The organism is Janthinobacterium sp. JC611, from assembly GCF_018682595.1.
In the GTDB taxonomy this organism is placed as follows: domain Bacteria; phylum Pseudomonadota; class Gammaproteobacteria; order Burkholderiales; family Burkholderiaceae_D; genus Janthinobacterium.
The window spans coordinates 35,074-47,988 of record NZ_JAFLJN010000015.1 but is presented as its reverse complement, the minus strand read 5'-3'; the positions used below and the strand labels follow the sequence as shown (position 1 = coordinate 47,988).

The following is a 12,915-nucleotide window of genomic DNA, read 5'->3' as shown; positions in this document are numbered from 1 at the left end:
CAGGGTTACAGTGCTGCTTCGAGGATACGGCGGCTGCGCGCGAGGTCGATATCGCGGTGTTCGCCGAGGGAGGTCATGCCATGTGCTTCCAGCTGTTTCAGTACCGCTTCCACCGCGTCCTGGCCCAGCTGGTAAGCGGACAAGCGGGTCGGGATGCCCAGGCCTTCAAAGAAGGCGCGGGTGCGGGCGATGGCCGCGGTGATGCGCTCGTCGTCGCTGCCGCTGCTGATGTTCCAGACACGTTCGCCATACTGTAGCAATTTTCCGCGTTTCTGCTCGCGCTGCACATCCAGCAGCGCGGGCAGCACCAGGGCCAAGGTGCGCGCATGGTCGATGTCGTACAGGGCCGTCAGTTCGTGGCCGATCATGTGGGTGGCCCAGTCCTGCGGCACGCCGGCGCCGATCAGACCATTCAGGGCCAGGGTGGCAGTCCACATCAGGTTGGCGCGGGTGGCGTAATCGTCGGGCGCGGCGACGGCCTGCGGCGCGATCTCGACCAGGGTTTGCAGCAAGCCTTCGGCAAAGCGGTCCTGCACCCTCGCCTGCACCGGATAGGTCAGATACTGCTCCGTGGTGTGGACAAAGGCGTCGACCAGGCCATTGGCCACCTGCGTGGCCGGCAAGGTGAACGTTTTACTGGGGTCGAGCACGGAAAACTGCGGATACAGCAGCGGGTTGCGGAAACTCAGCTTGTCGTGCGTGGCTTTTTTCGTCACCACGCCGCCACTGTTCATTTCCGAGCCCGTGGCCGGCAAGGTCAGCACCGTGCCAAACGGCAGGGCGCGCTGCACGTTGGCGCCGCCGCGCTCGGCGATTTCCCACGGCTCGCCGTCGTACAGGGCGGCAGCGGCGACGAACTTGGTGCCATCGATCACGGAGCCGCCGCCGACGGCCAGCAGGAAGTCCACTTTCTCGCTGCGCACCTGGGCCACGGCGCGCATCAGGGTTTCGTAGCTGGGATTCGGTTCGATGCCGCCAAACTCCTGCACGCTGCGCTGGCCCAGCGCGGCGCGTACCTCGGCCAGGGTGCCGGTCTTTTCCGCGCTGGCGCCGCCGTACAAGATCAGCACGCGCGCATCGTGCGGCACCAGGGTGGACAATTTGGCGACGCTATCAAGACCGAACACGATACGGGTCGGGTTATGGAATTCAAAGTTTTTCATCATGTCGCTCCTTATTATTAGACTGGTCGTCTAGAATGGGTTTTCAAAAAAAGCGGACGTGGTGCGTCCGCTTGCCTGCTGTCTATCGGTCGTAGCTGTCCGGCGGCAGCTGCAACATGGCCAGGGTCGCCCGCCAGGCCGTTTGCAGGGCGCTGGCATCGCGCCGCAGCTTGGTCAGCAAGGCCGCGCCCAGCCACAACTGGTACAAGGTGGCTGCCATCTGCGCCGGATCGGCCACCGATGGCAGCGTATCGTCCACCCTGCCCCGCGCGATGGCCAGGGCCAGCCGGGCGATGATGCGATGGGTGCCATCGAGCAGCGCCACGCGCATCGGTTCCGACATGTCGGCCACTTCGCTGCTGAGCTTAACCACCAGGCAACGGCAGTCGCAACCGCTGCCATCGACGCTCTCGCTGGTCCAACTGGCCCAGTAATCCATCAGCGACTGCGCCGCGCTCCGGCCAGGCTGGCCCAGCACGTCTTCCATCGCGGCCAGGTAGCCGGTGACGTAATCTTCCAGCATCGCCTCGCCAAACAATTCTTTGGACTTGAAGTAATGGTAGAACGAGCCCTTGGGCACGTCGGCGGCCGACAGGATCTCGTTGAGCCCCACGCCGGCAAAACCCTTGCGCGTGATGATGGCCTTGCCCTGGTCGATAATGTGCTGGCGCACGTCGGTGTATTCAGCTTTCATGCGAAGCATTGTAGCACAATTAGACCAGTCGTCTAGATTAAAGCGAGTCCAGAGAAAAATTCTGGGGTCAGACCCCCAAGGCCGCTAACTCAGCGGCTTGCACTCACGGGCGCGGGGGGCTGACCCCGGCGGTCAGCTTAGGCGAACTGCTTGAAATCCGGCTTCCTCTTTTCAAAGAAGGCCGTAAACGCTTCCTTCGCCTCGGCGCCGCCCAGCATGGCGCTGAACAGTTTGTTTTCGTCGGCGATGGCGGCCTTCATCGGCTCCATGCGGCTTTGCTTCATCAGGCGCTTGGTGGCGCGAATCGAGGCGGCAGGCAGGGCCACCAGCTTGGCGGCCTGGCCTTGCGCGAAGGTCATCAATTCGTACAGGGGCACGACTTTCGACACGAGGCCCATTTCCAGCGCTTCGCTGGCTGGGAAGGCTTCGCCCAGCATCAGCTTTTCCGCCGCGCGCGGGTAGCCGGCCAGTTGCGTGAGCAGCAGGCTGGAACCGAATTCCGGACACAGGCCCAGCTGCGTGAACGGCATCGAGAAGCTGGCGTTGTCGGCCGCATACACCAGGTCGCAGTGCATCAGCAGGGTCGTGCCGATGCCGATGGCCGGGCCGGAGACGGCCGCCACCACGGGCTTGCTGCTGCCGTACAGGGCGCGCATGAACTGGAACACGGGGCGGTCGTGGTCGAGCGAACCATCCTTCGGACGCGCCGTCTTCATGAAGTCATCGAGGTCGTTGCCAGCCGTGAAAATCTCGCGCTTGCCGCAGATCAGGATGGCGCGTATTTCGTCGTCCGTCTCGGCCGCCACCAGCGCATCGGCCAGGGTCTGGTACATGGCGCCCGTGATCGCATTCTTGCGTTCCAGGCGGTTGAATTCCAGGGTCAGGATGCCCTCGCTCTTGCTGCACACAATATCCATGTCGTCTCCAAAAGATAAAGGGCGCCGGGGTAATCCCGCAGCGCCCAAGTGTTGACTAATCTAATCTGACCTCTTGCGTCACGACGCCTGTGTCATCAGACGCGCTCGAAGATGCCTGCGGCACCCATGCCGGCGCCCACGCACATCGTGACCATGCCGTATTTCTGCTTGGTGCGCTGCAGCGCGTGGATCACGGTGGCCGCGCGGATGGCGCCGGTGGCGCCCAGCGGGTGGCCCAGGGCGATCGCGCCGCCCATCGGGTTGACCTTCGATGGATCCAGGCCCAGGTCGCCGATCACGGCCAGGGCTTGCGCGGCAAACGCTTCGTTCAGCTCGATCCAGTCCAGCTGGTCTTGCGTGATGCCGGCGGCGGCGCACGCCGCGGGAATCGCGAATTTAGGACCGATGCCCATGATTTCCGGCGGCACGCCGCGCACGGCGAACGAGGAGAATTTCGCCAGCGGGGTCAGGTTATGCTCGCGCAAAATCTTCTCGCTGACGATCAGCAGCGCGCCGGCGCCGTCGGACATCTGCGAGCTGTTGGCGGCCGTGACGGTGCCCTTGGCGGCGAAGACTGGCTTCAATTTTGCCAGCGACTCCATCGACGAATCGGCGCGCGCGCCTTCGTCGGTGTCGACGGTGCGGCGGCTCACGTCCACCTGGCCGGTGGCCAGGTTCGGCGTGCGCGTGATGATCTCGACGGGCGTCGTTTCCGCCTTGAAGAAGCCGGCTTGCTGCGCGGCGATGGCGCGGCGGTGCGATTCGACGGAGAACGCATCCTGCTGTTCGCGCGACACCTTCCATTGCTGCGCCACTTTCTCGGCCGTCAAGCCCATGCCGTAGGCCATGCCGATGTTTTCATCGCTGAACATGTCCAGGTTCATCGACGGGTGGTGGCCCATCATCGGCACCATCGACATCGATTCGATGCCGCCGGCGATCATCACGTCGGCTTCGCCCACGCGGATACGGTCGGCCGCCATGGCAATCGCCGTGATGCCCGAAGCGCAATAACGGTTGACGGTGACGCCGCCCACGGTTTTCGGCAGGCCGGCCAGCAGCACCGAGTTACGCGCGATGTTGAAGCCCTGCTCCGCTTCCGGGAACGAGCAGCCGATGATGGCGTCGGTGATCAGCGCCGGGTCGAGGCCAGGCGCTTGCGCCAGGGCCGATTGCAGCACGCGCACCAGCAGGTCGTCCGGGCGGGTGTTCTTGAACATGCCGCGCGGCGCCTTGCCGATCGGGGTGCGGGTTGCAGAGACGATGTAGGCGTCTTGAAGTTGTTTGCTCATTTTGTTCTTTCAAAGATGTTGAACGAGGTTCGTGTTCTGTCGAATGTCCGGAGTGGCGGCTTATCGCTTCTGCGACAAATACCAGTCCACCGTCACCTGTGCCGCCAGCGTGCCTTCCGCGTCGAAAATGTCGACTGCCACGGGAAACGCCACCTTGCCGTCCTGCGCCAGCTGCGCCTTCAAGGCCGCCAGGTCGCCCGGCACCCGGCCTTCGGCGCGCGTCGCGCCCCGCGCCACTTTCTGGTAGGCGATGCGCGACGACTTGGCCACCGGGCGCAAGCCCAGTATCAGCTCGGCGAAGCCGCCAGCCATGGCCGCGCCGGATGCCGTTTCAGCCAGGGTAAACAAGGCGCCCGCATGCTGCGTGCCCAGGTGATTATTCAGTTTGGGATCTTCCGGCATCGACACCTTCGAGGTGCCGGCGCCGATCTCGTCGATGCTGATCCCCAGCAGCCGCACGAAGGGCAAGGTGTCCATCATCTGTTGTTTGATACGGTCATACACCATGCTTGGCCTCACGCGCAGCAGTACTTTAAAAACGAGGGACAGGATCGTCATCGACGTTGTGCTTAGTTGCGTACCGGCTTACCGGTCTGCATCATGCCCATGATCCGTTCCTGGGTTTTCGGATGGTTCAACAGCTCCAGGAATGCCTTGCGTTCCATATCCAGCAGCCACTGTTCGCTGACGAAGCTGCCCTGGTCCACGTCGCCGCCCGATACGATCTCGGCGATCATCTCGCCCAGCTTGAAATCGTGCGCCGAAATGAAGCCGCCGTCGCGCATGTTGACCAGCTGCGCCTTGATGGTGCCCCAGCCGTAACGGCCCGTGACCTGGATCAGCGACGGCAGTTGCGGACGGAAGCCGGCGTCGAACATGGCGCGCGCTTCGACCTTGGCCACGTGCAGCAGCTCGTAGGCGTTGAACACGATCACGTCGTCTTCCTTCAGGTAGCCCATTTTTTTCGCTTCCAGCGCCGATTTCGACACGTTGGCGGTGGCCGCATTGGTGAAGCCCGTTTTCAGGAATTGCAGGATGTCGTTACCCTTGGCTTCCTTGTAGGCGCGCTGCGCCGCTTCCTTCAAGCCGCCGCCGGCTGGAATCAGGCCCACGCCCACTTCCACCAGGCCGATGTAGGACTCGATCGAGGCCACGCGCTTCGATGCGTGCAGGGCCAGCTCGCAACCGCCGCCCAGCGCCAGGCCAGCGACCGCGGCGATCACCGGCACGTTCGCGTATTTCAGCGACATGAAGGTGTTCTGCAGTTCGGCGATGATCGGATCGACGGCTTTCACGCCGCCTTGCATGAACGCCGGCAGGGCCGATTGCAGGTCGGCGCCGGCCGAGAAGGCGCCGCCTTCGGCTGCGTCGGCGTGCCAGATCACCAGGCCCTTGAAATTCTTCTCGGCTTCGGCCAGCGCGAGCTTGAGTCCGTTAATCACGCCTTCGCCGATCACGTGCATCTTGGTCTTGAACGAGATGATCAATACATCGTCGCCCGTGTGCCAGACGCGCACGGATTCGTCTTCGAAGACGGTGGTGCCGGCGGTCTTGGGGTCGGCAGCGCCGCTGCCCAAGTTGGTGCCAAAAACGGGCGCGCGGAATGGCTGGCGGTCGTACACGGCCAGGCTCGAACGGGGCACGAAGCTGTTCGACACGGCCGAGTAGGAGCCTTCCGGCGTATGCACGCCGCCTTTTTCAGCGACCGGACCTTCGAATACCCAGGCAGGCAAAGGTGCGTTGCACAGCGCGTGGCCGGCGTCGATGTCTTCCTTGACCCAGTTGGCCACTTGCAGCCAGTTCGATGCCTGCCACGTTTCAAACGGGCCGACGTTCCAGCCGAAGCCCCAGCGCATGGCGAAGTCGATGTCGCGCGCGTTGTCGGCCACGGTGTCGAGATGGATGGCGATGTAGTGGAAAGCATCGCGGAAGATCGCCCACAGGAACTGGCCTTGCGGATTGGTCGATTCGCGCAGCGCCTTCATCTTCTTGACCGGATCCTTTTCTTTCAGGATGCGGGCGATGATGTCGGCGGCCTTGGCGCCGCCGGCCACGTATTCACCGGTGGCGAAGTCCAGGCGCAGGATATCCTTGCCGACCTTCTTGTAGAAGCCCGCGCCGCTCTTCTGGCCCAGCGCGCCTTTTTCCACCAGCTGCGCCAGCACGGCCGGCGTCTTGTAGACGGCGGCGAACGGATCGTTCGGCAGGTAGTCCTGCATGGTCTTGATCACATGGCCCATGGTGTCCAGGCCGACCACGTCCGCCGTGCGGAAGGTGCCCGACTTGGCGCGGCCCAGCTTGGAGCCGGTCAGGTCATCGACGACGTCCACGGACAGGCCGAATTTCTCCGCTTCGTGCACGATGGCCAGGATGCCGAACACGCCAACGCGGTTGGCGATGAAGTTCGGCGTGTCCTTGGCGCGGACCACGCCCTTGCCCAGGGTGGTGGTCAGGAAGCCTTCCAGCTGGTCGGCAATCTCCGGCTTGGTGAATGCGGTCGGGATGATCTCGACCAGGTGCATATAGCGCGGCGGGTTGAAGAAGTGCACGCCGCAGTAGCGCGATTTCAGGTCGGCGTCGAAGCCTTCGGCCAGCTTGGTGATCGACAGGCCCGAAGTATTCGAGGCGAAGATCGCGTTCGGGCCGATGTGCGGCGCGACCTTTTGATACAGGTCGTGTTTCCAGTCCATGCGCTCGGCGATGGCTTCGATGATCAGGTCGCAACCGGCCAGCAGGTCCAGGTTGTCTTCGTAGTTGGCCACCTGGATCAGCGCGGCGTCATCCTTGTTGCCCAGCGGCGCAGGCGACAGCTTTTTCAGGTTCTCGATGGCGCGCAGCACGATGCCATTCTTTGGACCTTCCTTCGCAGGCAGGTCGAACAGCACGACCGGCACTTTCGCGTTGATGCAGTGGGCGGCGATCTGCGCGCCCATCACGCCGGCGCCGAGGACGGCTACTTTTTTAACGATGAAATTGGTCATATTTTCCTCAAGTCTTAGAACAGGTCTGCGTCGAGTGCCATCAGGTTGGCCGAACCGGAACGCGCCTGACGGATCAGGGTTGCCGTCTCAGGCTGCAAGCGGGCGAAGTAGAAACGTGCGGTAGCCAGTTTGGCGGTATAGAAGGTGTCGCCGCTGGACTCTTTTTCGAGGGCGATCTTGGCCATCTGCGCGAACAGGTAGCTGTAGATCATGTGGCCGACGACGCGCAGGTAAGGCACGCATGCCGCGCCCACTTCGTCCGGATTCTGGAAGGCCTTCATGCCGATTTCCATGGTCAGCTTGGTGACTTTGTCGCCCAGGTCGCCCAGTGGCGTGACGAATTCGCTCATCGCTTCATCGGTGCCGTTGTCTTCGACGAAAGCCTTGATCTTTTCGCCGAACTTGCGCAGCTTGGCGCCGTTGTCGCCCAGGATCTTGCGGCCCAGCAGATCCAGCGACTGGATCGTGTTCGTGCCTTCGTAGATCATGTTGATGCGCGCGTCGCGCACATACTGTTCCATGCCCCATTCCGCGATGTAGCCGTGGCCGCCGAACACTTGCATCGCGTCCGAGGTGGCGATCCAGGCGTTGTCGGTGATGAAGGCCTTGATGACGGGCGTCAGCAGCGCCACTTCGTCGGCCGCTTCCTTGCGCACGTCGGCGTCCGGGTGATGCAGTTCGCGGTCGATCTGCAGCGCCACGTACGAGGTGAAGGCGCGCGCGCCTTCGGCGTAGGCTTTGCCCGTCAACAGCATGCGGCGCACGTCAGGGTGCACGATGATGCGGTCGGCCGGCAGTTCCGGGTTCTTGATGCCGGACAGCGAACGCATTTGCGTGCGGTCCTTGGCGTAGATCAGCGCGTTCTGGTAAGCGATTTCCGTCAGGCCCAGCGACTGCATGCCCACGCCCAGGCGGGCCGCGTTCATGAAGACGAACATGGCGTTGAGGCCCTTGTTCGGCTGGCCGATGATCCAGCCTTTCGCGCCGTCCAGGTTCATCTGGCAGGTCGAATTGCCGTGGATGCCCATTTTTTCTTCGATGGCGCCGCAGGTGATCGGGTTGCGCGCACCGACCGTGCCGTCGGCGTTCGGCAGGAATTTCGGCACCAGGAACAGCGAGATGCCTTTCGAGCCTTCCGGCGCGTCCGGCACGCGGGCCAGCACCAGGTGCAGGATGTTTTCCGCCATGTCGTGCTCGCCGGCCGAGATGAAGATCTTGTTGCCGGTGATGGTCCAGGAACCGTCCGCCTCAGGCAGCGCCTTCGAGCGCAGCAGGCCCAGGTCGGTGCCGCAGTGCGGTTCGGTCAGGCACATGGTGCCCGTCCACTCGCCCGACACCAGTTTCGGCAGGTAGACTTCCTTCTGGTGTTCGGTGCCGTGTTCCTTCAGGCACTCGTAGGCGCCGTGCGACAGGCCTGGGTACATGGACCATGCCTGGTTCGACGAGTTCAGCATTTCATAGAACGAATTGTTCAGCACGACCGGCAAGCCCTGGCCGCCGTATTCCGGATCGCACGCCAGGGCCGCCCAGCCGCCTTCGACGTACTGCTTGTAGGCTTCCTTGAAGCCTTTCGGCGTGGTCACGCTTTTCGTGACGGGATCGTGGTGGCAGCCTTCGCGGTCGCCGGAGTGGTTCAGCGGGAACAAGACTTCGGAGGTGAATTTGCCGCCCTCTTCCAGCACCTGGTTGATGATGTCGGCGTCGACGTCGGCGTACGACGGCATTTGCTTCAGTTCTTCTTCCACTTGCAGGAACTCATGCAGGACGAATTGCATATCCCGGATTGGCGCGACGTATTGACCCATAATTTTCTCCTGAAGGCGATTAGCTAAAGTGTTGTACTTGTAAGTGCGTGTGCGTTGTTGCGGATACTGTCTGACGGCTTATTTGCTGGTGACGGAGTTCTGGTACGACGCCAGCAGGCGGATAAAGCCCGCTTGCGCCCGTTCGATGCTGCCCGGCACGCGCAGGAAGCGCGCGTCGTGATGCAGGGCCAGGATCAGGCCATACATCTCGTACACCAGCTGCTGGGCGTCCGTGTCCGCTTTCAGGTCGCCCGTGGCGATCGATTGCTCGACACAGCGCAGCAGCGCGCCCTGCCAGGCCCGCACCATGGCCACCAGGGCCTCGCGGATGGGACCGGGACGGTCGTCATACTCGACGGCACCGCTGATGTAGATGCAGCCGGAAGCGATTTCCACGCTGACCCGCTTGACCCAGCGCGCAAACATCGATTGCAGGCGGGCGATGCCGCGTGGTTCTTTCATGCTGGGGAAAAAGACTTCTTGCTCGAAACGATAGTGGTAAAGCTTCAGCACTTCCATCTGCAAGTCTTCGCGCGAGCCAAAGTGGGCAAACACGCCCGACTTGCTCATGTTCATTTTGTCCGCAAGCAACCCAATCGTCAGGCCTTCCAGGCCGTCGCGGCTGGACAAGTCCAGCGCCACGTCGAGGATGGCTGCACGGGTCAGTTCGCCCTTGCGCATGAATTTGACTGAAGTATTCAAGATGTCCGTTCTAAAAGTGATGTTGCCGATTTGGCGGACTGAAGCGAGTGTAAAAAAAAGCACGCTCCGAAAAAATCCGAACGCTCGTACTATTATCCACTACCACGTAAAAGTCAAACGGGAACTTTAGAGCCAGCATTCTATTGGTGCGGCGCAGCATTATCGGGCTGCGCGTTTCCATCGATTGCAGGAGGCGAAAGCGGCGCGCGCCCTTGCCTTACAAGCACAGACGAGCCTCAGTCGAGGCCGCCTGCCTTGTTCAATTGACGGCGGTCGCGCTTGGTCGGCCGCCCCTTGATGGTGCTGCCCGGCTCACGGAACAGCTTGCGCTCCTCGGCCAGCTGCTCGCGGCGGGCGATGCTGGCCGGCGTTTCGCCATACAGCAGGCGCGCCACGGGCGCCGCGCCGCGCTTGTCGGACAGGCCCAGCACGGCCACCTCCCACGTATCAAAGCCATTGTCGATGGCCAGCTCGTCGCCCACGCGCACGCTGCGCGCCGGCTTGACCTTCTCTCCGCCCACCTTCACCTTGCCCGTGTCGACGGCTTCGCTGGCCAGCGAGCGCGTCTTGAAAAAGCGCGCCGCCCACAGCCATTTGTCCAGCCTGACCGTTGTCATCTCGTTCATGCGTATTTGCCTACTGAAAAAATGCGCATCACCAGCCGGTACACGAGAAACGCCGCTTCGTAGCCGATGCGCCGGAAACGGCCGATGTGCTTGAAGTCATCCTGGTGAATGACGATGCCGTCGGCCACGCCCTGCTCGATATGCTGGCGCAGGCTTTGCGCGAAGGTCACATCCTTGATGACCACGTTCGCTTCCTGGTTCAGGAACAGGCTCAGCGCGTCAATATTGCTCGAACCCACCGTCGCCCAGTCATCGTCGACGACGGCTACCTTGGCGTGCAGCTGCGTCTTGCGGTATTCGACGATTTTCACGCCGGCGGCCAGCAGTTTCGGGTAAAACGAGTGCGCCACGGCATCCTGCATGCGGAACTCGCCCACGCCGATCAGCAGCACCACGTCGACGCCCCGCTGGGCCGCCTGGGCCAGCGCGCGGCGCAGCTTGTGCCCGGGCGCGAAATACGGGTTGGCCAGCATCACGCTTTTCCTCGCCTGACCCAGCGCCTGCAGGTAGGCGCGCTGGATGGTGCGGCGGTTGCGCAGGTTGTCGCGCACGACAAAGCCGGCCACGACGGGGTTTTTCGCCAGCTCCTTGCTGACGACGCGCATCTTGCGATACAGCTTGATGCGCCGCACCAGGTTCATCTTGCCCAAGCGCGCCCACTGCGCCTGGACTTCTTCATGGATGGCGTCGACCAGCGGCCCCTTCACCTGCACGGCGAAATCCCAGCGCGGCGCTGCCAGACTGATGCTGTGGTCGTAGTCGCAAAACATGTCGTCGTTGATATTAATGCCGCCCACCAGGGCGATTTCGCCATCGGCCACGCAGATCTTGCGGTGCGTGCGCGTGATTCCGCGCCGGAACCAGGGGTTGAAGATGCGGTGGTGCACGCCCGCCGCTTCCAGCTGCGCATGCATGGCCTTGACCCGGCGGTTGCCCGTGCCGAACCAGTCCGTGATCATGCACACCAGCACGCCGCGCGCGGCCGCGCGCTTCAAGGCGTCGAGCACCAGCATGCCCGTGGCGTCATCGGCGAAGATATACGTTTCGAAATAGACTTCCGAACGCGCACCGTCGATGGCCGCGATCAGCGCGGGAAAGTACTCAGTGCCGCAATACAGCAGCTCGATGTCGTTGTGGGCGATGAAATTGACTGTGCGCATGCCGGCAGTCTACGCGAGTTTCAAAGCGGCAACTATCGGCGCGTGGTCCGACAATTTGGCCCACAGGGTGCCGTGCATCACTTGCGCGCCTTCCACGTGGAAACCGCGCACATAGATGCGGTCCAGGCGGAACCATGGCAAGGCGGCGGGAAAGGTGCGCGCCGGCACGGGCACGGGCGGCTTCGTCTGGCGCCGCGCCAGGGTGCGCACCAGGTCGCCCAAGGCCGAGTTCGACGCGCGCTGGTCGAACACTTCCACCACGCCGAGCGCATTGCGCAGCTTGTCGCTGAGCGTGTTGCGCCAGTCGTTGAAGTCGCCGGCGATGATGACGGGTTCGCCGTTCGGCGCCGATTCCATGACGGCGTCGATCAGCGCCTGCGTCTGGCGGCCCCGTCCCGATTCGAACAGGCCCAGGTGCACCACGTAGCAGTGCACGTCGGCCTGCGGCGTGTTGAGCACGCAATGCAGGATGCCGCGCTGCTCATAGGCATGGTCGGACACGTCGTGGTTGGTTTGCGAGGCGATGGGAAATTTGCTGAGCAAGGCGTTGCCATGGTGGCCATGGTCATACACGGCATTCATGCCGTAGGCGGAGTGGTGCTCGGCGCCGGCAAAGAACTCATGCTGCGACGCTACAGGCCAGTGCTTGTGACCATGTTTTTCGGCGCCATAGCGGGCCGCATTACGGTCGTGCTTGCCCTGCACTTCCTGCAAAAAGACGACATCGGCATGGAAGAGAGCGATCGCCTGCTTCAATGCGTGAACTCTGGGCAAGCCTCGCACGGAGGAGACACCCTTGTGGATATTATAAGTTGCTACGCGGATTTTCATGCATTGATTCTACTCCCAGACGGGCCCCGCGCGGCGCCATCCTCGGTGCGCGTGCGCACCCAAATCCCACTTTATCTGCCTGCCATCGCAACCAGCAAACTATCGACGGCACTGATGCTGCCCACGACGCTGCCGATGAGCCATAAGCCCTTCACAAGCACGGGTGCGCTGCTCCAGCTGAAAGCGCCCCGTCCGCCGGCAAAGCAGCGGGGGTGCAGAAGAAATCCCAGCATCAGCAGGGGCAAGCCAGCCTGCGGCAAGCGGGCATGCGGCTGATCGGGGAAACACACGGCATACAGGGCGCCAAAGATCCAGGACAGAAATATGGCACCCCAGAGGCGCTGCTGAAAAGAAAGTTGAGACCAGTTCAGCATGTACACCTTTCGTCAGGAGTGGAATTGCGATTAAAGCAATAATACCATACAACAATATTTCCAGCGCCTCAGGCCAGCATGCGGCCCACGCCCGCCGTCACGCTGACGATCAGCGCGGTGATGCCGGCCGCCCAGACGATTTTCACCAGCAAGGGCGCGCCGCGCCAGGCCACGCTGCGCTTGCCCTTGGCAAACGCGCCCGGATGCAACAGCCAGCCGATCGCCATCAGCGGCATGCCGATGGGCGGCGTGCGGCCAGGCACGGTGGAGCTGAACAGCAAGAAAATAAAGCACAGGCAGAAAACGATGCCCAGGGTGCCCAGCAGTTTTTGCTGCGCGGTCAAATGTAACCAGTTCAACATGGTGCGCT

13 protein-coding genes are annotated in these 12,915 nt (G+C 62.6%); all 13 read right to left on the bottom strand.

All coding sequences use genetic code 11. From position 1 onward, the window contains the following. Positions 1–5: 5 nt before the first annotated feature. Positions 6–1,163, bottom strand: a complete 1,158-nt coding sequence (locus J0O65_RS11195; protein ID WP_215406962.1) for an iron-containing alcohol dehydrogenase — start codon at positions 1,161–1,163, stop codon at positions 6–8. A gap of 82 nt (positions 1,164–1,245) precedes the next feature. Next, positions 1,246–1,857, bottom strand: coding sequence for a TetR/AcrR family transcriptional regulator (locus tag J0O65_RS11190; RefSeq protein ID WP_215406769.1), 612 nt, complete (start codon positions 1,855–1,857; stop codon positions 1,246–1,248). Positions 1,858–1,994: 137 nt separating this feature from the next. Beyond that, on the bottom strand, positions 1,995–2,774 hold the full coding sequence (locus J0O65_RS11185) for an enoyl-CoA hydratase (RefSeq protein WP_215406767.1): 780 nt from the start codon (positions 2,772–2,774) through the stop codon (positions 1,995–1,997). A 95-nt stretch (positions 2,775–2,869) separates the two neighbouring features. Then, a complete protein-coding gene (locus J0O65_RS11180; protein ID WP_076565392.1) occupies positions 2,870–4,066 on the bottom strand; it encodes an acetyl-CoA C-acyltransferase in 1,197 nt (398 codons plus the stop codon). A gap of 60 nt (positions 4,067–4,126) precedes the next feature. Then, on the bottom strand, positions 4,127–4,624 hold the full coding sequence (locus tag J0O65_RS11175; protein ID WP_251373670.1) for a PaaI family thioesterase: 498 nt from the start codon (positions 4,622–4,624) through the stop codon (positions 4,127–4,129). Positions 4,625–4,635: 11 nt separating this feature from the next. Next, entirely contained in the window at positions 4,636–7,047 is a 2,412-nt protein-coding gene (locus J0O65_RS11170) for a 3-hydroxyacyl-CoA dehydrogenase/enoyl-CoA hydratase family protein (protein WP_215406765.1), read from the bottom strand. A gap of 14 nt (positions 7,048–7,061) precedes the next feature. Continuing rightward, entirely contained in the window at positions 7,062–8,852 is a 1,791-nt protein-coding gene (locus J0O65_RS11165; RefSeq protein ID WP_215406763.1) for an acyl-CoA dehydrogenase C-terminal domain-containing protein, read from the bottom strand. A gap of 78 nt (positions 8,853–8,930) precedes the next feature. Next, positions 8,931–9,533 carry a TetR/AcrR family transcriptional regulator gene (locus tag J0O65_RS11160; protein WP_215406958.1) on the bottom strand — a complete coding sequence of 201 codons (603 nt, stop codon included), beginning with the start codon at positions 9,531–9,533 and terminating at the stop codon, positions 8,931–8,933. A gap of 257 nt (positions 9,534–9,790) precedes the next feature. After that, positions 9,791–10,180: an RNA-binding S4 domain-containing protein gene (locus J0O65_RS11155; protein WP_215406761.1), complete on the bottom strand. Its 390-nt coding sequence runs from the start codon at positions 10,178–10,180 to the stop codon at positions 9,791–9,793. Continuing rightward, the gene (gene clsB / locus J0O65_RS11150; protein ID WP_215406760.1) at positions 10,177–11,340 is read right to left on the bottom strand and encodes a cardiolipin synthase ClsB; all 1,164 of its coding nucleotides are present in this window, start codon (positions 11,338–11,340) and stop codon (positions 10,177–10,179) included. The genes J0O65_RS11155 and clsB overlap by 4 nt, the downstream gene beginning before the upstream one ends. Positions 11,341–11,349: 9 nt before the next feature. Next, entirely contained in the window at positions 11,350–12,171 is an 822-nt protein-coding gene (locus J0O65_RS11145; RefSeq protein WP_215406759.1) for an endonuclease/exonuclease/phosphatase family protein, read from the bottom strand. Between the two features lie 71 nt (positions 12,172–12,242). Further along, complete coding sequence (locus J0O65_RS11140; protein WP_215406758.1) at positions 12,243–12,545, bottom strand: hypothetical protein; 303 nt, start codon at positions 12,543–12,545, stop codon at positions 12,243–12,245. A 68-nt stretch (positions 12,546–12,613) separates the two neighbouring features. Next, positions 12,614–12,907, bottom strand: coding sequence for a hypothetical protein (locus J0O65_RS11135; protein ID WP_215406757.1), 294 nt, complete (start codon positions 12,905–12,907; stop codon positions 12,614–12,616). Positions 12,908–12,915 lie beyond the last annotated feature (8 nt).

What these genes read in the sequence shown, in the direction of transcription:
- J0O65_RS11195 (WP_215406962.1), bottom strand. Translation starts at nt 1,163, where the DNA reads ATGAAAAACTTTGAATTCCATAACCCGACCCGTATCGTGTTCGGTCTT.
- J0O65_RS11190 (WP_215406769.1), bottom strand. Translation starts at nt 1,857, where the DNA reads ATGAAAGCTGAATACACCGACGTGCGCCAGCACATTATCGACCAGGGC.
- J0O65_RS11185 (WP_215406767.1), bottom strand. Translation starts at nt 2,774, where the DNA reads ATGGATATTGTGTGCAGCAAGAGCGAGGGCATCCTGACCCTGGAATTC.
- J0O65_RS11180 (WP_076565392.1), bottom strand. Translation starts at nt 4,066, where the DNA reads ATGAGCAAACAACTTCAAGACGCCTACATCGTCTCTGCAACCCGCACC.
- J0O65_RS11175 (WP_251373670.1), bottom strand. Translation starts at nt 4,624, where the DNA reads ATGACGATCCTGTCCCTCGTTTTTAAAGTACTGCTGCGCGTGAGGCCA.
- J0O65_RS11170 (WP_215406765.1), bottom strand. Translation starts at nt 7,047, where the DNA reads ATGACCAATTTCATCGTTAAAAAAGTAGCCGTCCTCGGCGCCGGCGTG.
- J0O65_RS11165 (WP_215406763.1), bottom strand. Translation starts at nt 8,852, where the DNA reads ATGGGTCAATACGTCGCGCCAATCCGGGATATGCAATTCGTCCTGCAT.
- J0O65_RS11160 (WP_215406958.1), bottom strand. Translation starts at nt 9,533, where the DNA reads ATGCGCAAGGGCGAACTGACCCGTGCAGCCATCCTCGACGTGGCGCTG.
- J0O65_RS11155 (WP_215406761.1), bottom strand. Translation starts at nt 10,180, where the DNA reads ATGAACGAGATGACAACGGTCAGGCTGGACAAATGGCTGTGGGCGGCG.
- clsB (WP_215406760.1), bottom strand. Translation starts at nt 11,340, where the DNA reads ATGCGCACAGTCAATTTCATCGCCCACAACGACATCGAGCTGCTGTAT.
- J0O65_RS11145 (WP_215406759.1), bottom strand. Translation starts at nt 12,171, where the DNA reads ATGAAAATCCGCGTAGCAACTTATAATATCCACAAGGGTGTCTCCTCC.
- J0O65_RS11140 (WP_215406758.1), bottom strand. Translation starts at nt 12,545, where the DNA reads ATGCTGAACTGGTCTCAACTTTCTTTTCAGCAGCGCCTCTGGGGTGCC.
- J0O65_RS11135 (WP_215406757.1), bottom strand. Translation starts at nt 12,907, where the DNA reads ATGTTGAACTGGTTACATTTGACCGCGCAGCAAAAACTGCTGGGCACC.